The 22,148-nt window shown below is 52.0% G+C and carries 18 protein-coding genes; 15 read left to right on the top strand and 3 right to left on the bottom strand.

From position 1 onward, the window contains the following. The first annotated feature begins 2 nt into the window (after positions 1–2). From rpoB to ACO0LH_RS03955, 9 genes are all read left to right on the top strand, one after another. The gene (rpoB, locus tag ACO0LH_RS03995; protein WP_422939742.1) at positions 3–4,109 is read left to right on the top strand and encodes a DNA-directed RNA polymerase subunit beta; all 4,107 of its coding nucleotides are present in this window, start codon (positions 3–5) and stop codon (positions 4,107–4,109) included. A gap of 229 nt (positions 4,110–4,338) precedes the next feature. Further along, positions 4,339–8,571, top strand: coding sequence for a DNA-directed RNA polymerase subunit beta' (gene rpoC, locus ACO0LH_RS03990; protein ID WP_422939741.1), 4,233 nt, complete (start codon positions 4,339–4,341; stop codon positions 8,569–8,571). A gap of 125 nt (positions 8,572–8,696) precedes the next feature. Continuing rightward, entirely contained in the window at positions 8,697–9,488 is a 792-nt protein-coding gene (locus ACO0LH_RS03985) for a biotin--[acetyl-CoA-carboxylase] ligase (protein ID WP_422939740.1), read from the top strand. A gap of 22 nt (positions 9,489–9,510) precedes the next feature. Then, positions 9,511–10,338 carry a type III pantothenate kinase gene (locus ACO0LH_RS03980; RefSeq protein WP_422939739.1) on the top strand — a complete coding sequence of 276 codons (828 nt, stop codon included), beginning with the start codon at positions 9,511–9,513 and terminating at the stop codon, positions 10,336–10,338. Between the two features lie 17 nt (positions 10,339–10,355). Continuing rightward, positions 10,356–11,036 (top strand): SPOR domain-containing protein, encoded by a 681-nt coding sequence (locus ACO0LH_RS03975; RefSeq protein ID WP_422939738.1) that lies wholly within the window; start codon positions 10,356–10,358, stop codon positions 11,034–11,036. Positions 11,037–11,070: 34 nt separating this feature from the next. Beyond that, positions 11,071–11,352, top strand: coding sequence for a hypothetical protein (locus ACO0LH_RS03970; protein WP_422939737.1), 282 nt, complete (start codon positions 11,071–11,073; stop codon positions 11,350–11,352). A 110-nt stretch (positions 11,353–11,462) separates the two neighbouring features. Continuing rightward, positions 11,463–12,227, top strand: coding sequence for an IclR family transcriptional regulator (locus tag ACO0LH_RS03965; RefSeq protein WP_422939736.1), 765 nt, complete (start codon positions 11,463–11,465; stop codon positions 12,225–12,227). A gap of 10 nt (positions 12,228–12,237) precedes the next feature. After that, on the top strand, positions 12,238–13,056 hold the full coding sequence (gene hutG, locus ACO0LH_RS03960; protein ID WP_422939735.1) for an N-formylglutamate deformylase: 819 nt from the start codon (positions 12,238–12,240) through the stop codon (positions 13,054–13,056). Continuing rightward, entirely contained in the window at positions 13,053–14,414 is a 1,362-nt protein-coding gene (locus tag ACO0LH_RS03955; RefSeq protein ID WP_422939734.1) for a formimidoylglutamate deiminase, read from the top strand. The genes hutG and ACO0LH_RS03955 overlap by 4 nt, the downstream gene beginning before the upstream one ends. A 42-nt stretch (positions 14,415–14,456) precedes the next feature. Here the strand turns inward: ACO0LH_RS03955 and ACO0LH_RS03950 are convergent, their stop codons facing one another. Further along, a complete protein-coding gene (locus ACO0LH_RS03950) occupies positions 14,457–15,512 on the bottom strand; it encodes a 3-deoxy-7-phosphoheptulonate synthase (protein WP_422939733.1) in 1,056 nt (351 codons plus the stop codon). 207 nt (positions 15,513–15,719) lie between these two features. Here ACO0LH_RS03950 and ACO0LH_RS03945 point away from each other — a divergent pair, with 207 nt between their 5' ends. Both ACO0LH_RS03945 and ACO0LH_RS03940 read left to right on the top strand, forming a co-directional pair. Then, positions 15,720–16,481, top strand: a complete 762-nt coding sequence (locus ACO0LH_RS03945; RefSeq protein WP_422939732.1) for a phytanoyl-CoA dioxygenase family protein — start codon at positions 15,720–15,722, stop codon at positions 16,479–16,481. 195 nt (positions 16,482–16,676) lie between these two features. Then, positions 16,677–17,234: a TlpA family protein disulfide reductase gene (locus ACO0LH_RS03940; protein WP_422939731.1), complete on the top strand. Its 558-nt coding sequence runs from the start codon at positions 16,677–16,679 to the stop codon at positions 17,232–17,234. Positions 17,235–17,308: 74 nt separating this feature from the next. On the opposite strand, the gene lysA is transcribed toward ACO0LH_RS03940, so the two are convergent. Beyond that, positions 17,309–18,550: a diaminopimelate decarboxylase gene (lysA, locus tag ACO0LH_RS03935; RefSeq protein WP_422939730.1), complete on the bottom strand. Its 1,242-nt coding sequence runs from the start codon at positions 18,548–18,550 to the stop codon at positions 17,309–17,311. Positions 18,551–18,679: 129 nt separating this feature from the next. Here lysA and ACO0LH_RS03930 point away from each other — a divergent pair, with 129 nt between their 5' ends. The 3 genes from ACO0LH_RS03930 (at position 18,680) to ACO0LH_RS03920 (ending at position 20,621) form a co-directional block, all read left to right on the top strand. Continuing rightward, complete coding sequence (locus ACO0LH_RS03930; protein WP_422939729.1) at positions 18,680–19,144, top strand: Lrp/AsnC family transcriptional regulator; 465 nt, start codon at positions 18,680–18,682, stop codon at positions 19,142–19,144. A 16-nt stretch (positions 19,145–19,160) separates the two neighbouring features. Then, a complete protein-coding gene (locus ACO0LH_RS03925; protein ID WP_422939728.1) occupies positions 19,161–19,952 on the top strand; it encodes a transporter in 792 nt (263 codons plus the stop codon). A gap of 147 nt (positions 19,953–20,099) precedes the next feature. Then, positions 20,100–20,621 (top strand): TlpA family protein disulfide reductase, encoded by a 522-nt coding sequence (locus ACO0LH_RS03920; protein WP_422940561.1) that lies wholly within the window; start codon positions 20,100–20,102, stop codon positions 20,619–20,621. On the opposite strand, the gene ACO0LH_RS03915 is transcribed toward ACO0LH_RS03920, so the two are convergent. Beyond that, positions 20,622–21,140, bottom strand: a complete 519-nt coding sequence (locus ACO0LH_RS03915) for an NADPH-dependent FMN reductase (protein ID WP_422939727.1) — start codon at positions 21,138–21,140, stop codon at positions 20,622–20,624. A gap of 269 nt (positions 21,141–21,409) precedes the next feature. Between ACO0LH_RS03915 and ACO0LH_RS03910 the strand changes: the two genes are divergently transcribed. Continuing rightward, entirely contained in the window at positions 21,410–22,141 is a 732-nt protein-coding gene (locus ACO0LH_RS03910; protein ID WP_422939726.1) for a flagellar brake protein, read from the top strand. The last annotated feature ends 7 nt before the right edge of the window (positions 22,142–22,148 follow it).

Genomic DNA, 22,148 nt, shown 5'->3' with positions numbered 1-22,148 from the left:
CCATGCACTACTCATTTACTGAGAAGAAGCGTATTCGTAAATCTTTTGCGAAGCGCGCCAACGTCCACAACGTTCCGTTCTTGCTGGCGACTCAAATCGAGTCGTACCAGAGTTTTTTACAAGAAGACAGAACACCGCCAACTCGTAAGAACGAGGGTTTGCAGTCTGCCTTCACCTCGATTTTCCCGATTGTTTCGCACAACGGGTTCGCACGTCTTGAATTCCTGTCCTACGTTTTAGGCGATCCTGCGTTCGACGTCAAGGAATGTCAATTGCGTGGCCTGACTTACGCATCACCTTTGCGTGCAAAAGTGCGCCTGGTGATACTGGATAAAGAATCGCCAACCAAGCCAGTCGTCAAAGAAATGAAAGAACAGGAAGTCTACATGGGCGAATTGCCTTTGATGACAACCACTGGTTCTTTCGTTATCAATGGTACTGAGCGGGTTATCGTTTCCCAGTTGCATCGTTCCCCAGGCGTGTTCTTTGAACATGACCGCGGCAAGACGCATTCTTCCGGTAAATTGCTGTTCTCGGCAAGGATCATTCCTTACCGTGGTTCATGGCTCGATTTTGAATTCGATCCTAAAGATATCCTGTTCTTCCGTATTGACCGTCGTCGCAAGATGCCAGTCACTATTCTGCTGCGCGCCATAGGCATGAGCAATGAGCAGATCCTGGCGAACTTCTTCGTTTTTGATAATTTCACTCTGCACAATGATGGCGCAGAAATGGAATTCGTCGCAGAACGTCTGCGTGGCGAAGTCGCCCGTTTCGACATCAGCGATAAAGACGGTAAAGTCATTGTTGCCAAAGACAAGCGTGTCAACGCCAAGCATGTCCGTGAAATCGAAGCCGGTGGCATCAAGCACATTTCCGTGCCTGAAGACTACCTGCTCGGCCGCGTGCTGGCCAAGAACATCGTTGACGGCGACACCGGCGAAGTCATTGCCAATGCCAATGATGAACTGACAGAAGAATTGCTGGGTCGCCTGCGCGATGCCAAGATCGCTGACATCCAGACTCTGTACACCAATGATCTGGATCAGGGTGCTTACATCTCGCAAACTTTGCGTGCTGATGATACGGCTGACCAGATGGCTGCCCGTGTTGCCATCTACCGCATGATGCGTCCTGGCGAACCACCAACAGAAGATTCTGTTGAAGCCCTGTTCAATGGCTTGTTCTACAGCGAAGAGCGTTACGATCTGTCCGCAGTGGGCCGCATGAAGTTCAATCGCCGTATTGGCCGTGATGAACTGACAGGCGCGATGACCCTGTCGAACGAAGACGTATTGGCCGTTATCAAGATTTTGGTTGAGCTGCGCAATGGCCGCGGTGAAGTCGATGATATCGATCACTTGGGTAACCGTCGCGTACGTTGCGTCGGTGAATTGGCTGAGAACCAGTTCCGTGCTGGTCTGGTACGTGTTGAACGTGCTGTCAAAGAGCGTCTGGGTCAGGCTGAAGCCGACAACCTGATGCCGCATGACCTGATCAACTCCAAGCCTATCTCTGCTGCGATTCGTGAGTTCTTCGGTTCTTCACAATTGTCCCAGTTTATGGATCAGACGAACCCATTGTCAGAAATCACGCATAAACGTCGTATTTCCGCCCTGGGACCTGGTGGTTTGACACGTGAGCGCGCTGGCTTTGAAGTCCGCGACGTTCATCCAACCCACTATGGCCGCGTCTGCCCGATTGAGACACCAGAGGGACCAAACATTGGTCTGATCAACTCGCTGGCTTTGTATGCACGTCTGAACGAATATGGTTTCCTGGAAACACCATACCGTAAAGTAGTCGACAGCAAAATCACGCCACAGATCGATTATCTGTCTGCGATTGAAGAAGGTCGTTACATCATCGCCCAGGCGAATGCGACGATTGATGGCGAAGGCAAACTGATCGATGAACTGGTCTCTGCCCGTGAAGCTGGCGAAACGATCCTGGTATCCCCAGAGCGTATCCAGTACATGGACGTGGCTACTGGTCAGGTGGTTTCTGTTGCGGCATCGCTGATTCCCTTCCTCGAACACGATGATGCGAACCGTGCGTTGATGGGTGCCAACATGCAACGTCAGGCCGTTCCTTGCTTGCGTCCAGAAAAAGCATTTGTCGGTACAGGTATCGAACGTACCGTGGCAGTTGACTCCGGTACAACAGTACAGGCACTGCGCGGCGGTAAAGTGGATTACATCGATGCGGGCCGTATCGTTATTCGTGTCAATGATGCTGAAGCACAGGCTGGTGAAGTCGGTGTGGATATCTACAACCTCATCAAGTACACCCGTTCTAACCAGAACACCAATATCAACCAACGTCCTATCGTCAAGGTTGGCGACCTGGTTGCAAAAGGTGACGTACTGGCCGACGGCGCATCGACAGATCTGGGCGAATTGGCCCTGGGTCAGAACATGCTGGTCGCGTTCATGCCTTGGAATGGTTATAACTTCGAAGATTCGATCCTGATCTCTGAAAAAGTCGTGGCTGATGACCGCTACACCTCGATTCATATCGAAGAGTTGTCGGTTGTTGCCCGTGACACCAAACTGGGTGCGGAAGAAATCACACGTGATATCTCCAACCTGGCAGAAAATCAGCTGGCACGTCTGGATGAATCCGGTATCGTCTACATCGGTGCTGAAGTCACCGCCGGTGATACCCTGGTCGGTAAAGTGACACCAAAAGGTGAAACTCAACTGACACCAGAAGAAAAACTGCTGCGCGCCATCTTCGGTGAAAAAGCTTCTGACGTGAAAGATACATCCCTGCGCGTGCCTTCCGGCATGGTAGGTACGGTCATTGACGTACAAGTGTTCACCCGCGAAGGCATACAACGCGACAAACGTGCACAACAGATTATCGATGATGAATTGAAGCGTTATCGCCTCGATCTGAACGATCAGTTGCGTATTGTTGAAGGCGATGCATTTGAGCGTCTCGAACGTATGCTCGACGGCAAGATCGCTGATGGCGGCCCGGCCAAACTGGCTAAAGGCAGCAAGATCACCAAGGAATACCTGGCCAGCGTGGATAAATACCACTGGTTCGATATTCGTCTGGCATCTGATGAATCAGCGAATGCACTGGTTGCGATCAAGGACTCCATCGCTGAAAAACGTCACCAGTTCGATCTGGCGTTTGAAGAAAAACGTACCAAGCTGACACAGGGCGACGAATTGCCGCCAGGCGTACAGAAAATGGTCAAGGTTTACCTGGCTGTTAAACGTCGTTTGCAACCTGGTGATAAAATGGCGGGTCGTCACGGTAACAAGGGTGTGGTTTCCCGTATCGTGCCTATCGAAGATATGCCATACATGGCTGACGGTACCCCGGCTGACATCGTGTTGAACCCATTGGGTGTTCCATCACGTATGAACGTGGGTCAGGTTCTGGAAGTGCATCTGGGCTGGGCAGCGAAAGGCTTGGGCTTGCGTATAGGCGAAATGCTGAAAGCCAAGGCCAAGGTAGAAGAACTGCGTGATTTCCTGAAGAAGATTTATAACGAATCTGGCAAGAAGGAAGATATCGACGGTTTCTCTGATGCCGAGATCCTGGAATTGACGAACAACCTGAAGCACGGTGTGCCATTTGCTACACCGGTATTTGACGGTGCGCATGAAGATGAAATCCGTCGCATGCTGGATCTGGCCTTCCCTGACCATATCGCCGCGCAACTGGGTATGACACCATCGAAAAACCAGGTCACCCTGTTTGATGGCCGTACCGGTGAAGCGTTTGAGCGTAAAGTCACGCTGGGTTACATGCACGTTCTGAAATTGCACCATCTGGTGGATGACAAGATGCATGCACGTTCGACCGGTCCTTACTCTCTGGTCACGCAACAGCCACTGGGCGGTAAAGCGCAGTTCGGTGGTCAGCGTTTCGGTGAGATGGAAGTCTGGGCACTGGAAGCTTACGGCGCGTCTTATGTCTTGCAAGAGATGTTGACAGTCAAGTCCGATGACGTGAATGGCCGTACCAAAGTGTACGAAAACCTGGTCAAAGGTGACCATGTGATCGACGCCGGCATGCCTGAGTCCTTCAACGTTCTGGTCAAGGAAATTCGCTCTCTGGGTATCGATATCGATCTCGAACGTAGCTAAGAAGTTTAGTTTTTTGTAATTGCGTAGCAAAGTCATCGCCCGGATAGCATTCGGGCGATGGCCGTTAAACCTGGCAAGCAGTTTGGAAGTAATGTCGTTCCCGGTATCAGCGGAACCTGTGTCAAAAGACCAGGCTCTCCCGCTCATGCGAACAGGGTAAAGCGGCGAAGCTTCTGTTGCAGCACCATTCAGCCACCAAGCGTTTGCGCGCTTAACTGGAGTGATACACATGAAAGCTCTGCTCGATCTATTCAAGCAAGTCCAACCCAACGAACAATTCGACGCGATCAAGATTGGTCTGGCGTCACCAGAAAAAATTCGTTCCTGGTCCTACGGCGAAGTTAAAAAGCCGGAAACCATCAACTACCGTACCTTCAAGCCTGAGCGCGACGGTCTGTTCTGCGCCAAGATTTTTGGTCCTATCAAAGATTATGAATGCCTGTGCGGCAAGTACAAACGCCTGAAACACCGTGGCGTGATCTGCGAAAAATGCGGCGTTGAAGTGACTCTGGCCAAAGTGCGTCGTGAACGCATGGGCCATATCGAGCTGGCTTCCCCAACTGCGCATATCTGGTTCCTGAAATCCCTGCCATCCCGTCTGGGGATGGTATTGGACATGACATTGCGCGATATCGAACGCGTTCTGTATTTTGAAGCATATGTCGTCACCGATCCAGGCATGACACCGCTGAAAAAATGCCAGATCATGTCCGAAGATGATTACGCTGCCAAGTACGAAGAACATGGCGATGAATTCACCGCATTCATGGGCGCCGAAGGCATCCGTGAATTGCTGCGTTCCATCGACATCGACCGTGATGCAGAAACCCTGCGCACAGAGTTGAAAGAATCCAAATCTGAAGCCAAGATCAAGAAATACGCAAAACGCCTGAAAGTACTGGAAGCATTCCAGCGCTCAGGCATCAAGCCAGACTGGATGATTATGGAAGTTCTGCCGGTCTTGCCGCCAGAACTGCGTCCATTGGTCCCACTGGATGGTGGCCGTTTTGCGACTTCCGATCTGAATGACCTGTATCGCCGCGTCATCAACCGTAACAACCGTCTGAAGCGCCTGATGGAATTGCGCGCTCCTGAAATCATCACACGCAATGAAAAGCGTATGTTGCAGGAAGCCGTCGATTCCCTGCTCGATAACGGTCGTCGCGGCAAGGCCATGACAGGCGCCAACAAGCGCCCTCTGAAATCCCTGGCAGAAATGATCAAGGGTAAGGGCGGTCGTTTCCGTCAAAACTTGCTGGGTAAACGCGTCGATTACTCTGGCCGTTCCGTTATCGTGGTGGGTCCACAACTGAAATTGCATCAGTGCGGTCTGCCAAAACTGATGGCGCTGGAACTGTTCAAACCTTTCATTTTCAATAAACTGGAATTGATGGGTCTGGCAACTACCATCAAGGCAGCGAAAAAACTGGTAGAGATCCAAGAACCAGTTGTATGGGATATCCTGGAAGAAGTCATCCGCGAACATCCGGTCATGCTGAACCGTGCGCCTACACTGCATCGTCTGGGTATCCAGGCGTTTGAACCAGTCCTGATCGAAGGTAAAGCGATCCAGTTGCACCCACTCGTCTGCGCGGCCTTCAATGCCGACTTCGACGGCGATCAAATGGCGGTTCACGTTCCACTGTCTATCGAAGCACAGATGGAAGCACGCACTTTGATGCTGGCATCGAACAATATCCTGTTCCCATCCAATGGTGAACCGTCTATCGTTCCTTCCCAGGATATCGTATTGGGTCTGTACTACGCTTCCCGTGAAAAAATCAACGGCAAGGGCGAAGGCATGATGTTCCCTGACGTTTCAGAAGCGATCCGCGCCTGGGACAACAAGGAAGTCGAACTGGCTACCCGCGTGACAGTCCGTATTACCGAATATCCAAAAGATCCGGCAACTGGCGAATTCGTTAAAACCATCAAGCGTTATGAAACGACTGTTGGCCGTGCGATCTTGTCTGAAATCCTGCCTAAGGGTCTGCCATTTACCGTATTGAATCGTCCGCTGAAGAAAAAAGAAATTTCCAAGCTGATCGATACTTCTTTCCGTAAGTGCGGCCTGCGCGCAACCGTTGTGTTTGCTGATCAATTGATGCAATCCGGTTTCCGCCTGGCGACACGTGCCGGTATCTCCATCTGTATCGATGACATGCTGGTACCACCACAAAAAGTCACGCTGGTAGCGAATGCCGAACACGAAGTCAAACAGATCGAACAGCAATATGCGTCCGGTCTGGTGACTGCGGGCGAACGTTACAATAAAGTGGTCGATATCTGGGGTAAAACCGGTGATGAAGTCGGCAAGGCCATGATGGAACAACTCAAAGTTGAACCAGTCACGCGCCGCGACGGCTCTGTTGGTACACAAGAATCTTTCAACGCCATTTACATGATGGCCGACTCCGGTGCGCGTGGTTCTGCTGCCCAGATTCGTCAGTTGGCAGGTATGCGTGGTCTGATGGCGAAACCGGATGGCTCGATTATCGAAACGCCGATCACCGCGAACTTCCGCGAAGGTCTGAACGTTTTGCAGTACTTTATTTCCACTCACGGTGCGCGTAAAGGTCTGGCCGATACGGCGTTGAAAACAGCGAACTCCGGTTACCTGACACGCCGTCTGGTTGACGTGACACAAGATCTGGTCGTGGTTGAAGATGACTGCGGTACATCCAATGGTTCGTCCATGAAGGCGATCGTTGAAGGCGGTGAAGTCAACGTGCCTTTGCGTGACCTGATTTTAGGTCGTGTCTGCGCCAATGACATCGTCAATCCTGAAACACAGGAAACGCTGTACGAAGCAGGCTCCCTGCTCGACGAAACAATGGTAGAACGCATCGAAGCCCTGGGCATTGATGAAGTCAAGGTACGTACACCACTGACATGCGATACACGCTATGGTCTGTGCGCAATGTGCTATGGCCGCGATCTGGGCCGTGGTTCGCTGGTTAACTCTGGTGAAGCAGTCGGTGTTATCGCTGCGCAGTCCATCGGTGAACCAGGTACACAGTTGACGATGCGTACTTTCCACATCGGTGGTGCGGCGTCCCGTGCAGCGATTGCGTCTTCTGTTGAAGCCAAGTCCAACGGTACTATCCGTTTCACAGCGACCATGCGTTATGTCACCAACGGTAAAGGCGACCAGATCGTTATTTCCCGTTCTGGCGAAGTGTTGATCACTGATGACCATGGTCGTGAACGTGAACGTCATAAAGTACCTTACGGTGCAACGCTGATCGTTAAAGATGGCATGGTGATCAAGGCTGGTATCGCCCTGGCAACATGGGACCCATTGACCCGTCCTATCATTACCGAATACACCGGTACGGTGAAATTCGAAAACGTCGAAGAAGGCGTGACTGTTGCCAAACAGGTTGATGAAGTGACAGGTTTGTCCACGCTGGTAGCGATCGATGCGAAACGCCGTGGTAGCGCAGCTGGTAAAACATTGCGTCCACAAGTCAAGCTGCTGAACGAACAAGGCGAAGAAGTCAAGATCGCCGGTACAGAGCACGCAGTAACGATCGGCTTCCAGGTGGGCGCGCTGATTACCGTCAAAGACGGTCAGCAAGTACACGTGGGTGAAGTTCTGGCGCGTATCCCGACAGAATCACAAAAAACCCGTGATATTACCGGTGGTCTGCCACGCGTTGCTGAATTGTTCGAAGCCCGCTCACCAAAAGATGCCGGTATGCTGGCAGAGGTAACAGGTACGGTGGCGTTTGGTAAAGAAACCAAAGGCAAACAACGTCTGGAAATCACAGACATGGACGGCGAGAAACACGAGTTCCTGATCACCAAAGACAAACAAGTCCTGGTACATGACGGTCAGGTCGTGAACAAAGGTGAGATGATTGTTGACGGCCCGGCCGATCCACAAGACATCCTGCGTTTGCTGGGTATCGAAGCGCTGGCACGTTACATCGTTGATGAAGTACAGGACGTGTACCGTTTGCAAGGTGTGAAGATCAATGACAAGCACATTGAAGTGATCGTGCGTCAGATGTTGCGTCGCGTTGTCGTGGTTAATCCAGGCGATGCCAACTACATCGTTGGTGAACAGGTAGAACGTTCTGAATTGCTCGATGAAAATGATCGCGTAGCAGCAGCTAACGGTATCCCTGCAACCTATGAAAATATCTTGCTGGGTATTACCAAGGCATCGTTGTCTACAGATTCCTTCATCTCTGCGGCGTCCTTCCAGGAAACCACACGTGTTCTGACCGAAGCTGCGATCATGGGCAAAAAAGACGGTCTGCGTGGTTTGAAAGAAAACGTCATCGTTGGTCGTCTGATACCTGCCGGTACCGGTCTGGCCTTCCATCGTGCCCGCAAGTTGAAAGAAACCTGGGAAGCCGATGAACGTACTGCCATGCTGGAAGCGGAAAAAGCAGTGTTCGCTCCCATACCTGAAGTAACAACCTCAGATGTCATGGACAGCGGCGAAGCGTAAGCAAAGACGTAGTTTGTAAGAAAAAAAACGGCACCGTTTCTGGGTGCCGTTTTTTTTGAACCCAAGTAAAGCAGACAGAACAAACAAAACAGACCGAACAGACAGTCAAAAAATTGAATACGCAAGTGAATAAAAATCTACAACTGAATGCCGCTGCCATAGAGATGCGCTGTGATCAGGCCGCACGCCAGGTTGATATTGAAGTCGTCGCAGAAACCGGCTCCACCAATGCCGACCTGATGGCCAGATTATCAGCACTGCAAAGCCCGGTTTTGCGGGTCGCGGTACACCAGACAGCCGGACGTGGGCGGGCAGGCAGACCATGGCTGACCGTGCCAGGCGGCATGCTGACTTTTTCGCTGGCCTGGCATCTGCCACAAGCGCCGCAGAATTTATTGGGCCTGCCTCTGGCAATTGGTGTCGCCCTGGCAGAAACCCTGAACGCACTTGACCAGAATGTACAATTGAAATGGCCGAATGATATTTTGCGCGAAGGCAAGAAATTAGCTGGCATACTCGTCGAGTCGGCCGCCGCACGTGATGGCGGCACCTGGGTTGTCATCGGCATAGGGTTGAACCTGCAAGTCTCGGACCAGCTCGAAAGCGAGGTAGGACGCGCAATTGCCGACGCACCCTGGCTGGCCAAGATGGATAGAAATGACTTGCTGGCGCAGTTGTTGAACGCCCTGGCAAAAGCGCTGGAACAATTTGCCGCTCAGGGTTTTGCCGCCTTCCTGACGCGCTGGAATACATTACATGCCTATGCGCGGCAAACCGTGCATATACTTGATCATGGCCAGGTCCTGCATCGGGGCACGGCACTGGGTGTGGATTTGCATGGTTGCCTGGTATTGCAGACCGAGCAAGGGCAGGTGAATGTACTGGCAGGCGATGTCTCCCTGCGCCCGGCAGAATAAAAACGAGCGAAGGCATGTGAAGATGCAGTTATTGATAGACGCTGGTAATACCAGGATCAAATGGGCTGTGCCCGGCTTGACCGGGACGCCCGTACGGGGTGAAACAGAAACAGGCAAGCTGCCTGTCTGGCTGCATATGAATTCAGTCGCTCATGCCGATATGGCAACGCTGACAGAGGCTTGGCAAGGCATACCGTTTACGCATGTGCTGGTTTCCAATGTCGCCGGTGATGCCATACGTGCGCAGTTGATTGCGTTATTGGCAGCCGTCAGGGCCGATGCAAAAATTAGCTGGTTCAGCTCAGCAGCCCGGCTTGCAGGCATCCAGAATAACTACCGCAACCCTGCCCAGCTCGGCTGTGACAGGCTGGCATCCATGATAGGAGCGCATTACCTGTTTCCTGCGCAAGACCTGATCGTCGCCACTTGTGGCACGGCAACCACGGTTGATGCTGTCACTGCCCAAGGTGATTTTGTGGGCGGCATGATCTTGCCAGGTCTGAAGCTAATGGCAGAATCACTGGCACGCAATACCGCACAATTGCCCCAGGTGGCAGAATCGACCAGCATTGCAGAAGTGTTCGCTGACAATACTGACCAGGCCATTGTCAGTGGTTGCATCAGTGCGCAGGTTGGTGCCATTCTGCGTGCAGTGACTGCGCTGGAGCAGCGCCAGCAGCAACAGCAAAAACACCAGCAACACCAGCAACACCAGCAACAGCTCGTGAATTGCATCCTGTCCGGTGGCGCAGCACCGTATTTGCTCGCTCATCTGGACATCAGTTATCAATATGTCGACAATCTGGTCTTGACGGGACTGTTTGTCGTGGCACAATCAAGTCCGAGCTGATTACACCTTAAATTACCATGTTGCGATTCTTTTTCTGGAGCCTGCTGTTATTGAATGCCTTTTTGCTGGCATTTAATCTTGGTTATTTGGGACACTGGTCGCTCGATACCCACGAGCCTGAACGCCTGAAGATGCAGCATCATGCCGACCAGCTTAAACCTTTGTCAGCCTCTGAAGCCATGACACCGGCAGAAGCGGGCAATGAGAAAAAACCGGAAATCATCGCCTGTCTGGAAGTCGGTAATTTCCTCCAGGCAGAAGCAACGCGCATGGAAGACAAACTGAAAACCCTGGCACTGGGTGAACGGCAGTCGCGCATCAATGTGACCGAGGTCGCCACCCACATGGTCTTCATCCCTTCACAGGGCAGTAAAGAAGGTGCCGACAAAAAAGCCGGTGAATTGCGCCGCCTTGGCATCAATGATTTCTATATCGTGCAAGACCAGAGCAATTTGCGCTGGGGGATTTCCATGGGTGTCTTTAAAACCGAAGAAGCCGCCAAGCTGCATCTGAATAATCTCAGCAATAAAGGTGTACGCTCAGCCCGCATAGGCCCACGCACTGTCAGCACCAATAAATTTGCCTATCAGCTGCACACCTTGACGGCAGAAGAAAAAACAAAATATGACGCCATCAAGGCAGAATTCCCTGCTCAGGAAAACCGGAATTGCCAGACTACGGCGTATAGCAGGAGTTAAGTAGCTTTCTGCAAACTTTGCTATTCTGGTAAATATGAATACTCTTCTGATGGTGACGGTCTCTATAGCCAGCCTTTTGCTGGTTTTGAACTTGTACGTTAGTCTTTTGGTTGTAAAGAGCAATTTTTACGAGCCTGGCCAAAAGTATGCCCAATATGCGCTGATCTGGCTGCTTCCAGTTATTGGAGCGATAGCGTGCTATGTGTTTGTGCGACCCACATTGGGCGCAAGCAATAGTCAATCGGCTTATGACGAAGATATTACATTCCTCTATGCAGAAGATGGATACGCTGGTCCGCTGCATCATGATGAATGATTGTTTTTGATCAAAAATAATCATTAATTCTCATCTTGTGAGAATGTGCAGTTGATGTTTCCCAACTTAATGCTAGCATAAGTATATTCGATTTCACATGCTAGCTACCAATGGCCGCTCTTCATAAAATAGAAATTCCTCAAAATGAGCGTGTTTTACAAGTTCTGACCTGCATTGCCCGTCATGGCGAGGCATTGTCTGCACGCGAACTGGTAGAACAAACCGGCTTGCCACTCAGCACTTTATACCGTCAGCTCGCACCGCTCAAAAAATGGGGCTTCGTGCAAGAACATGCGCAGACTGGCTTGTATGAACCTGGCCCGTTGGCAGTGCAATTGGCGCGCGGTTTTGATCAGCATTCCTGGCTCATGAGCGCAGCGCGCGATGAACTCGCTGAGCTGGTGCAAAAGTCCGGGGAAAGTGTGGGCTTGCTGGCGTATGTAAATGGTCAGGTGGTTTGCCTGGATATGCAAGAAAGCCAGCATGCCCTCCGCTGTTCATTTGCCAAAGGACGCGCTAGTTCCAGCGTTCGGGGCGCTTCGGCCAAGGCCTTGCTTGCCTATCAGTCGCCAGACCTGCAAGAGGAATTGCTAGCCCAGAATTTTCTAGAGAATACACCGCTATCTGGTCAGTCCCTGCAAGACTTGCAAACCCAGTTACTTCACATACGTGAACAAAGATATGCGACCAGTGAAAACGAAGTTGATCTGGGCATCTGGGGCATCAGCGCGCCGGTGTTTTCTGGTCGCGAGAAACTTGAAGCCACTTTGTCCCTGATGGCACCAACACAACGCATACAGCAGCGCAAGCAAGAACTCGTCAACATGACCCTGGCGGCAGCCGACCGCCTTAGCCGCAAACTACAACATCCATAAAGAGACCATCATGACTGCATATCACTTTACACCAGGCAGTGTGCCCCTGTTGATTTCCATGCCCCATGTGGGTACTGCCATCCCGCCTGATATCGCGGCACAGATGCTGCCTGTCGCGCAAGAAACAGCCGACACTGACTGGCATTTACGCGCACTCTACAACATGGCGCAAGAGCTGGGTGCATCGACCATCGCTGCCGAATACTCACGCTACGTGATTGACCTCAATCGTTCTTCCGACAATGCCAATCTGTATCCGGGGCAAGACACGACGGGCCTGTGTCCGGTAGATACTTTCGACAAGCAGCCGCTGTATGCGGCCGATAAATTGCCGGTTGAAACAGAAATAAAGCGCCGCATATCAAGCTACTGGTTACCGTATCACCAGCAACTGGAACTGGAACTGCAACGTTTGCTGAGTCTGCATGGTCACGTCATCTTGTGGGATGCGCATTCCATCGCTTCACAAGTGCCACGGTTCTTTGAGGGCAAATTACCTGACCTGAATTTTGGTACGGCTGACCAGAAATCTTGCGATGCCGGTTTGCAGACAGCACTCACAGAGTGTCTGCAAAATTCGGCAGAAGCCAGTGCCTATACCCATATCTTCAATGGCCGCTTCAAAGGTGGTTTCATCACACGTCATTATGGCCAGCCACAGAGCCGCATTCATGCCGTGCAGCTGGAAATGAGCCAGTGCGTGTACATGGACGAAGCTGCTCCTTATGCGTACAGGCCAGATCTTGCAGGCCAGGTGCAGCCCGTGTTAAAACAATTATTGCAAACCTGCCTTGCCTGGAGTAAACAGCAGGGGAGGGCCGCAACATGAGCAGCCTGTTTGCCCGCCATGCCTGTTTGCCACAAGGCTGGGTCAGCAATGTGCGTCTGCACTGGAATGCCAGAGGTGAGCTGATACAGGTCGAACAGCATGCCCAGCCCGGCGCGCATGAAAAGCAGGAGACTTTTGTATTGCCCGGCATGACCAACCTGCATTCCCATGCATTCCAGCGTGCCCTGGCCGGCATGACAGAAATGGCAGGCGAAAGCAAAGACAGTTTCTGGACCTGGCGTGAGCTCATGTATCGCTATGCGCTTCACATCACACCTGAACAAATCCAGGCCATTGCTGCACAGCTGTATTCCGAATGCCTGCGGCATGGCTATACCTCGGTATGCGAATTCCATTACCTGCACCGCGACATCAATGGCCGCTTTTACGCCAGGCCGGCAGAGATGGCAGAGCGCGTCATTGCCGCTGCCAGCCAGACCGGCATGGGTATCAGCATGTTGCCGGTTTTATATAGCTATGCCGATTTCGGTGAGCAAGCCTTGCGCTATGATCAGCGCCGTTTCTCGACCGGTGTGGATGAGATCATGCAGTTGATAGACGCGCTTGAAGCTGCCCGTAATGATCAGGTGGAAATCGGTGTTGCCCCTCATTCCTTGCGTGCTGCCAGCATGGCGCAGATCCGTGAAGTGCAGGCGGCATTGCCCGCAGGGCGGCCCATCCACATTCATATCGCAGAACAACAAAAAGAAGTGGATGCCTGCATCGCCTTTTCCGGCAGGCGTCCGGTAGAACTCTTGCTCGACAGTGGTCTGGTCGACCAGCGCTGGTGCCTGGTGCATGCCACGCACTTGAACAAGGCAGAGGTGCAAGGTGTCGCTGCCAGCGGCGCAGTCGCCGGGATCTGCACAACGACAGAAGGCAATCTGGGTGATGGCTTTTTCGATTTGCCTGACTACATCGCTGCCGGTGGACGTTTTGGTGTCGGCAGTGACAGCCATGTCTCGCAAAGCCCGGTAGAAGAGTTGCGCTGGCTCGAATATGGCCAGCGCCTGCGCCTGCAAGGCCGTAATATTGCCAGTGTTGCCGGACAGCGCAAGGTCGGCGATTTCTTGTGGCATGCCGCCCTGCAAGGCGGGGCGCAGGCCAGTGGCCGCAAACTTGGGCAACTGGCGGTGGGTTACCGCGCCGACATGCTGGTGCTTGATGACCAGCATCCTAACCTCGCAGGCATGCGCAGCGAAGATGTGCTCAATACCTGGATTTTTGCCGGCAATGATAATCTGGTGCGTGATGTGTATGTCGGTGGTTCACAAGTTGTGCAGGATGGAAAACATCTGCAACAGCCAGCCATACAGGCTGCCTACGGCGCATGCATGCGTGCTTTGCGGGCCTTGTAAAGCCGGGCATTGCAGGGCACATGCCGTGCCCTGCAATGCTATTTATTTACTGCGCAATCTCTGTGCTGCATCACGCAGCATTTTTTCTGTCGTTTCCCAATCCACGCAGGCATCAGTCACCGAGCAACCATATTTCAGTTGTGACAAATCTTCAGGTATCGGCTGGTTGCCAGCGACGATGTTGGATTCAATCATGACGCCGACGATATCCTTGTTGCCATTGGCGATCTGGTTGACCACATCTGCCATCACCAGCGGCTGCAGTTCCGGTTTTTTATAGCTGTTGGCATGTGAGCAGTCGACCACGATATTCGGCGGCAGTTTGGCCTTGACCAGGGCCTGCTGTGCCATGGCGACAGACACCGTATCATAATTCGGGCGGTCACCGCCACCGCGCAATACCACATGACCAAACTGGTTGCCGCTGGTGCGCACGATAGAGACGCGGCCCTGACCATTCAGGCCAAGGAAAGAATGCGGGTGTGATGCCGACAAAATCGCATTGATGGCGATACTGATGTCGCCATCCGTACCGTTTTTAAAACCTACCGGTGTCGACAGGCCGGATGACATTTCACGATGTGTTTGTGATTCTGTCGTGCGCGCACCAATCGCCGTCCAGGCTATCAGGTCACCCAGGTATTGTGGCGAAATCGGGTCCAGCGCTTCAGTACCTGTCGGCAAACCCAGCTCGCAGACATCCAGCAAGAACTGGCGTGCCTTGACCATGCCCTCATCAACGCGGAAAGAATCATCCATATACGGGTCATTGATGTAGCCTTTCCAGCCTGTTGTGGTGCGTGGTTTTTCAAAATATACACGCATGACCAGCAACATCACGTCTTTGACTTCTTCCTGCAAGGCTTTCAGGCGGCGCGCATAATCAAGGCCAGCCACAGGATCATGAATGGAGCAGGGGCCGACCACGACAAACAGGCGCTGGTCCTTGCGTTCCAGTATATTGCGCAGGGTTTCGCGGCTTTGTTCAACGACATCGCCAGCCAGATCGCTCAAGGGCAGGCTGGCATGCAATTCTTCCGGCGTGGGCATGGTGTCAAACGAACTGACGTTGATGTTTTCAAGTACGGTATGTGTCATGGCAGGTAAGGGCTATCAGCGTTAAATTTGGCCTACATTATGACCTAATACTGGATTTTCATCGGCGCTTCATGATCACAAACAAGCTGAAATCTGCCTCATCTGTTCTGACTGCGAAAGTGAAATATCTCTTAGAATCAGAAATGGGCCATTGTGGTGCAGCACAGGAGCGATGCTGGCACAATGGCATATTGCTCACCGACATTGATGATGACCATGTTAAGCATTACGCAACAACAAGAATTCGAAGCACAGGGGTTTTTAGTATTACGTCAACAAGCCAGCGCGGCTTTTTGCAACGATGTAGTCAGTTTTGCAGAACAGCAACTGGCTTTGCATGTGGAACCCATAGAATATGAAGCCGACACGCGCTACCCCGGCGCCCCCGCTTCGCGTGATGCCGAGGGCGGGCGCACAGCCAGGCGTTTGCTGCAAGCCTGTGCACGTGATACGCGCCTGGCGCAATGGGCGACCGGGCCTGGCCTGGCAGATCCTTTACTGCAATTATTGGGTGAGGGTGCCTTGTTGTCGCAATCGCATCACAATTGCATCATGACCAAACAGCCGCAATATTCAACCGCGACTGGCTGGCACCGTGACAGCCGCTACTGGAACTTTGAGCGCGCTGAACTGATCTCAAGCTGGCTGGCCCTGCGCAATGAAACCCTGGAAAACGGCTGCCTGCTGGTGATACCCGGCTCGCACAAGCGTGATATCGATGCTGCACAACTCGATGCCGCCCAATTCTTGCGTACCGACCTGCCACAGAATCAGGAATTGCTGGCGCAAGCCCAGCCCGTGCCGCTGCAACAGGGGGATGTATTGCTGTTCCATAGCAATCTTTTCCATGCCGCCGGTAAAAACCAGACAGCGGCCACCAAGTTTTCCATGGTATTTACTTACAGGGCGGCAGATAACCCACCATTGCCCGGTACACGCTCGGCTGCTTATCCCGAAATTGCTTTGTGAGAAATAAGCGCTACATCACAACGCTGGATTTGGTCTATGATGAAATACGATGCCTTCGTACCAGCGTCGGTATGACGGCAAGTCAGTTTCATTGACGCTGTAAGCAAAATGATTTGAGTACGACTAATTGCAGCAGGCTGTCGCCATGACCGGCAGTCGCTTTTAGACATGCCACGCATTCAAAGGAGAATGAATATGCCCAAGCTACTCAATCGCTTTACCCTCAGCCTAATCTGGGCTTTGACCTTATCCTTCACTGCCCAATTTGCTGTCGCCGCCACCAAGGAAGAGTTCCCTGCAAAGCCGGCGCTGACGGGCACCACGTTCAATGGCAAGGCTTTCAAGCTCAATACGGGTAAAGGTGACGTGGTACTGGTGGCATTCTGGGCCACCTGGTGCCCGACCTGCCGTGCAGAAATGCCGGCCTTTTCAAAATTCTACGAAGAAAACAAAAAGGCCGGGTTTGAGCTGGTCGCCGTCAGCATAGATGACGAAATGACTGACATTGATGAATATGTCAAAACATCCAACTGGATGAGCAAGAACAAGCAAAGCTTTCCTTCACTGTGGCGCAATGCTGGCAACTATAAAGACAATTTCGGCAAAGTGTATGCGACACCAACGGCCTTCCTCATCGGGCGCGATGGTAAAGTGCTGGAATCATTCAAGGGGGAAATCAAGCCTGAGCAATGGGCGCATATCAAGGCTGCCATTAGTGCAACTGGTGCTGGCAGCGCGCACACAAAAAGCTGAAGCGGATAATTCCATGCAAAAAGCGCAGATCATCAATCTGCGCTTTCTTGTTTTCAATATGTTTGCGTAGTCGCTTACATTTCCAGCGCAATCAACTCCTGCACTGTCTGGCGACGGCGGATCTGGCGTATCTGCTCACCATCCACCAGGACTTCCGGTATCAGCGGGCGTGAATTATAGTTGGACGACATGCTGGCACCATAGGCACCTGCATCATGAAAGACAAACAGGTCGCCAATTTCACTGGCCGGCAAATCCTGAGTAATGACCACGCCGCCATCTTCCTGCGTGAATACATCTCCTGATTCACATAAGGGCCCGGCAACAACAGTAGGACGTAAAGCCGTTGTGCGTGGCGTGCCATCAGGCGCATGCGTGCTGATGCGGTGGTAGCTGCCATACATGGAAGGACGCACCAGGTCATTAAAGCCCGCATCCACCAGGGCAAAGAAATTATTGCCTACCTGTTTTTGCGCCCGCAATTCAGAAATCAGGATACCTGATTGCGCGACCAGAAAACGGCCAGGTTCAATTTCCATGCTGATCTTGTGACCAAGATGGGCTTCGATTTCTTGCCTCGCCTTGTCCCAGATGGAAAAATAATGCGCGGTATCGACCACCGCTTCGCCATCACGATAAGGGATGGACAAACCACCGCCTATGGAAATCGCCTCCATGTCACGCGCACAGATTTTGACCTGCGCAATCATGGCATCACAGACACTTTGCAGATGGTCATAATCCACACCCGAACCGATATGCATGTGCAGGCCCACCAGCTTCAAGCCATATTGATCAATGATGGCCAGCGCGTTCTGCAATTCTTCAAACCAGATACCGTGCTTGCTTTGCTCACCACCCGTATTGGTCTTGCGGCTGTGGCCATGACCAAAACCGGGGTTGATGCGCAGCCAGACTGCGTGACCGCGATGGGCCTGGCCAAGCTGCTCCAGCATTTGCGGCGAACCGCAATTGACCGGGATATTCAATTCCACCACACGCTTCAATGTTGCACGGTCCAGCAGATCAGCGGTGAAGACGATGGGGGCGTGACCTTTATCATCGGCACTGGCAGAATAGCCGGCAGCCAGTGCGCGTTCTATTTCGCCAAGGGAAACAGAATCGACTATCACGCCTTCTTCACGCATCAGGCGCAGCAGGTGGATATTGCTTGATGCCTTCTGGGCAAAGCGGATCACATCGAATTGTCGCAACTGCGCAATTTGCGCCCGTATCACGCTGGCATCATAGGCCCAGCACGGGGTATCAAATTCCTGGGCAATACGGGCAAGCTGGGCAGCGTTAATCGTGTTCATGACAATTTTTCTTTGTGAAGGATTGGTGTAAGCTCTACTTTACCAAGAGCATCGTGCAGAATGAATGGGATTCGATAAGGATTTCCGTCACTCTTCATGGATTTGATTGGAAATCAAACCAAAACGCTTATGAATCAAAAAATCGATCAGTTTGATCAAAAAATACTGCAATTATTGCAACAAGATGCCAGAATGTCGCATGCCGAAATTGGCCGCCAGGTGCATCTTAGCCAGCCAGCCGTGTCCGAGCGCATCAAGCGCCTGGAAGCGTCCCAGGTTATCCGTGCCTATCGTGCTGATATTAATCCCAAGGCGCTTGGCTATCAAATGACAGCGATGATCAGATTGTCTACCCAGCAGGGGCGACCGTATGCGCAATACGTGGCAAATTGTCCTGAAATTATTGATTGCTATACTGTCACCGGGGAAGATGGCGCGGTCATGCGTGTGCTCGCCACCGATGTGGAACATTTGCAACGCATCATCAATGAATTGAATGCCTTTGGTTCCACCTCCACGGCCATCGTATTAACCACCCATGTGGCGGGAAAAGCCATCACTGCACCACTTGCCATCGCTACTGTTTCAGAATAGTTATCAAGGATATCTTATGTTTAAATTTCGCCCGCTTTGCCTCGCTCTGCTGACTTGCCTCAGTGTATTCAGTGCACAAACTGTCAGCGCCGCCGATGAGCCTGACAAGGCTGACAATGCCATCACACCTTACCGCCCCTCTGTATCCAATTCGGCACAATTGCCGGTAGAAGGCCAGTTGGAACTGGAGCTGGGCATTTCTTCGCAAAAAGCCGATGCAGCCACCAGCCGCAGCCTGCCATATCTGTTCAAGCTGGCGTTTTCCAAAGAATGGGGCGTGCTGCTCGGTGGCAACGCCAGGGTTGTCAATGATGATGGCGCAGGCCAGCGTGACCAGGGTTTTGGTGATACCACACTGACACTTAAACGGGCCTTCGTCATCAGTGACGAAACTGCCTTTGGCCTGGAAGTCGGCAATAAATTCCCGACCGCTGGGCAACCCATAGGTTCAGGCAAATCCGACTGGACCATCAATGGCATTGTCAGCCAGGACCTGGGTAAAATCCATGCGGATGTGAATTTGAATGTCACTCACCAAGGTTTTGCAGAAACTGGTACCTCAAACTGGCAAAAAGGTTTTTCCAGCTCGTTTTCCACAGAATTGGCCGATAAATGGGGCGGTACTGCTGAATGGGCGACCTGGCGGCGCGCGGGTGCAGATGCTCAGGGGCAGTTGCTGTTCGCCTTGACGTATAGCCCGAGTAAACGCATGACCATCGATTTTGGCGTGACCAAGGGTTTGAACAGTATTTCGTCGCAGCGTTCACTGTTTGCCGGTATCGTCGTGCCGGTTGCAAAGCTGTGGTGAACAATCTCAGATGAAGCCGGGGTTTCGACTTCTCACACTTGAATGCGTTTGCTTGTTCCAGATCAACGCTGCAAAGTCATGGCTGAACCCCAATTTGCCGGAAGACGTATAATACGCAGGTCTTCCCGCCCACCGTTCTGGATTCTTATGCTGGCACCATCTTCACCCCGTAAATTTGCCCTGTTTTCCGTTGTCGCTGTTGCGGCACTGGTGACTCTGGGTGTCCTGTTTTATCAGTCTCTGGGTGCGAAGCAGGCCATGCCGAATGTCAGCTTCACCAATCTCAAAGGTGAAAAAATCTCGTCGCAAAGCCTGCGTGGCAAAGTCGTGATGGTGAATTTCTGGGCAACTTCGTGCACGACCTGCGTTGCCGAAATGCCAAAAATGGTGGAAACCTATAAGAAATACAATAAACAGGGCCTGGAATTTGTGGCCGTGGCGATGAGCTATGACGCCCCCAATTATGTCCTTAACTATGCCGAAACCCGCCAACTGCCTTTCCATGTCGCGCTTGATCTGAAGGGCGAACTGGCGCAGTCATTTGGTGATGTCAAGCTGACGCCAACCACCTATGTTATCGACAAGCAGGGCAATATCCTCAAGCGCTATGTGGGCGAGCCTTCGTTTACCGAATTAAACAGCCTGCTGGAAAAAGCCCTGGCTGCCTGATCATTGCCATTCTTGTTGAAGTGCCGCCAGCGCCTGCGTCAGTGTCGCTGAAATACCGGCATGGGTAACAATACCATCTTCATCCAGCCTGGCACCAATCACAGGCACGGTCACCGATGCGGCTTCAATAATACGGGCCGACATCACGCTCAATATTTCACGCAAGGCTGCGTCAGCATGCGTGGCCCTTGGTGATGCGTTCACAACTACCACCGCCTTGTTGACAAAGACATCGCTGCTCACCGTCCAGTCCAGTGCATTTTTCATCACACCGGTAATGCCGTGCGCATATTCAGGGCTGGCGATCAGGACGACGTCTGCTGCGGCAATCTCATTCTTGAAACTGATCACGCTGGCAGATGGGCAGGCATCCAGGTCTGGATTAAACAGCGGCAGGTCCGCCATCGCATCAAATGGTTTTATTTCCATCCCCGCCGGTGCCAGACGGATCATCGCGCGTAGCAGCGCCGCATTGAGAGATGCAGCGCGCAGGCTGCCACAGATGGCAAGTATTTTCATGCAAGCAAGTCCTTATTCGCCTTAAACCGGCAGGAACCTGATTATGCGGCAAACTGCAAATTGCCGTACGGCCATGTTCGCTGGAAAACATAAGCGCGCTGCAAGTGCAGGAATGATGAAATAGTTTGATCAGCGCGTCATATTGCGACACAATACCGCCACAAAAAATAAGCTATTCAATAAAGTATTTACAACATGATTGACATTCTTTTATTGACCAACAGTAACAAGCAGTTTAATTTTGTAAAAGTACAATAAAAGGTGGATTGATGTCAGCGTCGTTCAGTAACGAAGAAATTGAAGATAAATTTTTTTTACTGGGGCAAAGAGAAATTCTCGGTGTCCTGAATGAACTCGTCCACAGGCGCGAACCGGTCACCGTTTATTTTAACGAAGGCAGGCAATTCATCGTCACCCTGCTGTTATCGGCACGCCAGGATGGCCTGGTATTTGATATCGGCGGTGATGCGCGTTCCAATGGCTTGCTGGAAAAAGCCAAAACCTGCGTCTTCCTTGCCTTGCCCGATGGCATACGCATACAGTTTTCCGGCGTCGACCCACAAAAATTAAGCTGGGGTGACCAGGATGCGTTTTGGGTACCCATACCCACGCGCATAGTCCGCATGCAAAGGCGGGAGTTTTTCCGTAACCAGTTGCCTATCGTCGATCCGCTTAAAGCCAAGCTCTTCGATGCCCAGGGCGCAATCATCGGTCACTGGCCCATTCATGATTTATGTGTTGGCGGTGTCAGTGTGCACACAACCATCGAACCAGAGCTGAAAGTGCAGGACCGCATCGCCAGGATCATCATCCCCTTGGGCATCAGGAACATCGTCCAGTGCGAAGCTGTAGTCCGCCATATCACCATGATGGAGCGTACCAAAACCGGCAAACACCGTATCGGCATGAGTTTCAGCAACTTGCCGCATGACATGGATGTCGCGATACAAAAGCATATCAACCAGCTTGAATATGAACGCCGCAAGCTGCTGCCGAAATAAGTGAACT

Source organism: Undibacterium sp. TJN19 (genome assembly GCF_049339485.1).
In the GTDB taxonomy this organism is placed as follows: domain Bacteria; phylum Pseudomonadota; class Gammaproteobacteria; order Burkholderiales; family Burkholderiaceae_D; genus Undibacterium.
The sequence above is the reverse complement of the archived record's forward strand: the minus strand, read 5'-3'. Positions and strand labels throughout refer to the sequence as shown.

What these genes read in the sequence shown, in the direction of transcription:
- rpoB (WP_422939742.1), top strand. Translation starts at nt 3, where the DNA reads ATGCACTACTCATTTACTGAGAAGAAGCGTATTCGTAAATCTTTTGCG.
- lysA (WP_422939730.1), bottom strand. Translation starts at nt 18,550, where the DNA reads ATGAACACGATTAACGCTGCCCAGCTTGCCCGTATTGCCCAGGAATTT.
- ACO0LH_RS03910 (WP_422939726.1), top strand. Translation starts at nt 21,410, where the DNA reads ATGTCAGCGTCGTTCAGTAACGAAGAAATTGAAGATAAATTTTTTTTA.
- ACO0LH_RS03980 (WP_422939739.1), top strand. Translation starts at nt 9,511, where the DNA reads ATGCAGTTATTGATAGACGCTGGTAATACCAGGATCAAATGGGCTGTG.
- ACO0LH_RS03915 (WP_422939727.1), bottom strand. Translation starts at nt 21,140, where the DNA reads ATGAAAATACTTGCCATCTGTGGCAGCCTGCGCGCTGCATCTCTCAAT.
- ACO0LH_RS03945 (WP_422939732.1), top strand. Translation starts at nt 15,720, where the DNA reads ATGATGACCATGTTAAGCATTACGCAACAACAAGAATTCGAAGCACAG.
- ACO0LH_RS03965 (WP_422939736.1), top strand. Translation starts at nt 11,463, where the DNA reads ATGGCCGCTCTTCATAAAATAGAAATTCCTCAAAATGAGCGTGTTTTA.
- ACO0LH_RS03970 (WP_422939737.1), top strand. Translation starts at nt 11,071, where the DNA reads ATGAATACTCTTCTGATGGTGACGGTCTCTATAGCCAGCCTTTTGCTG.
- ACO0LH_RS03950 (WP_422939733.1), bottom strand. Translation starts at nt 15,512, where the DNA reads ATGACACATACCGTACTTGAAAACATCAACGTCAGTTCGTTTGACACC.
- ACO0LH_RS03920 (WP_422940561.1), top strand. Translation starts at nt 20,100, where the DNA reads ATGCTGGCACCATCTTCACCCCGTAAATTTGCCCTGTTTTCCGTTGTC.
- ACO0LH_RS03955 (WP_422939734.1), top strand. Translation starts at nt 13,053, where the DNA reads ATGAGCAGCCTGTTTGCCCGCCATGCCTGTTTGCCACAAGGCTGGGTC.
- hutG (WP_422939735.1), top strand. Translation starts at nt 12,238, where the DNA reads ATGACTGCATATCACTTTACACCAGGCAGTGTGCCCCTGTTGATTTCC.
- rpoC (WP_422939741.1), top strand. Translation starts at nt 4,339, where the DNA reads ATGAAAGCTCTGCTCGATCTATTCAAGCAAGTCCAACCCAACGAACAA.
- ACO0LH_RS03930 (WP_422939729.1), top strand. Translation starts at nt 18,680, where the DNA reads ATGAATCAAAAAATCGATCAGTTTGATCAAAAAATACTGCAATTATTG.
- ACO0LH_RS03940 (WP_422939731.1), top strand. Translation starts at nt 16,677, where the DNA reads ATGCCCAAGCTACTCAATCGCTTTACCCTCAGCCTAATCTGGGCTTTG.
- ACO0LH_RS03975 (WP_422939738.1), top strand. Translation starts at nt 10,356, where the DNA reads ATGTTGCGATTCTTTTTCTGGAGCCTGCTGTTATTGAATGCCTTTTTG.
- ACO0LH_RS03925 (WP_422939728.1), top strand. Translation starts at nt 19,161, where the DNA reads ATGTTTAAATTTCGCCCGCTTTGCCTCGCTCTGCTGACTTGCCTCAGT.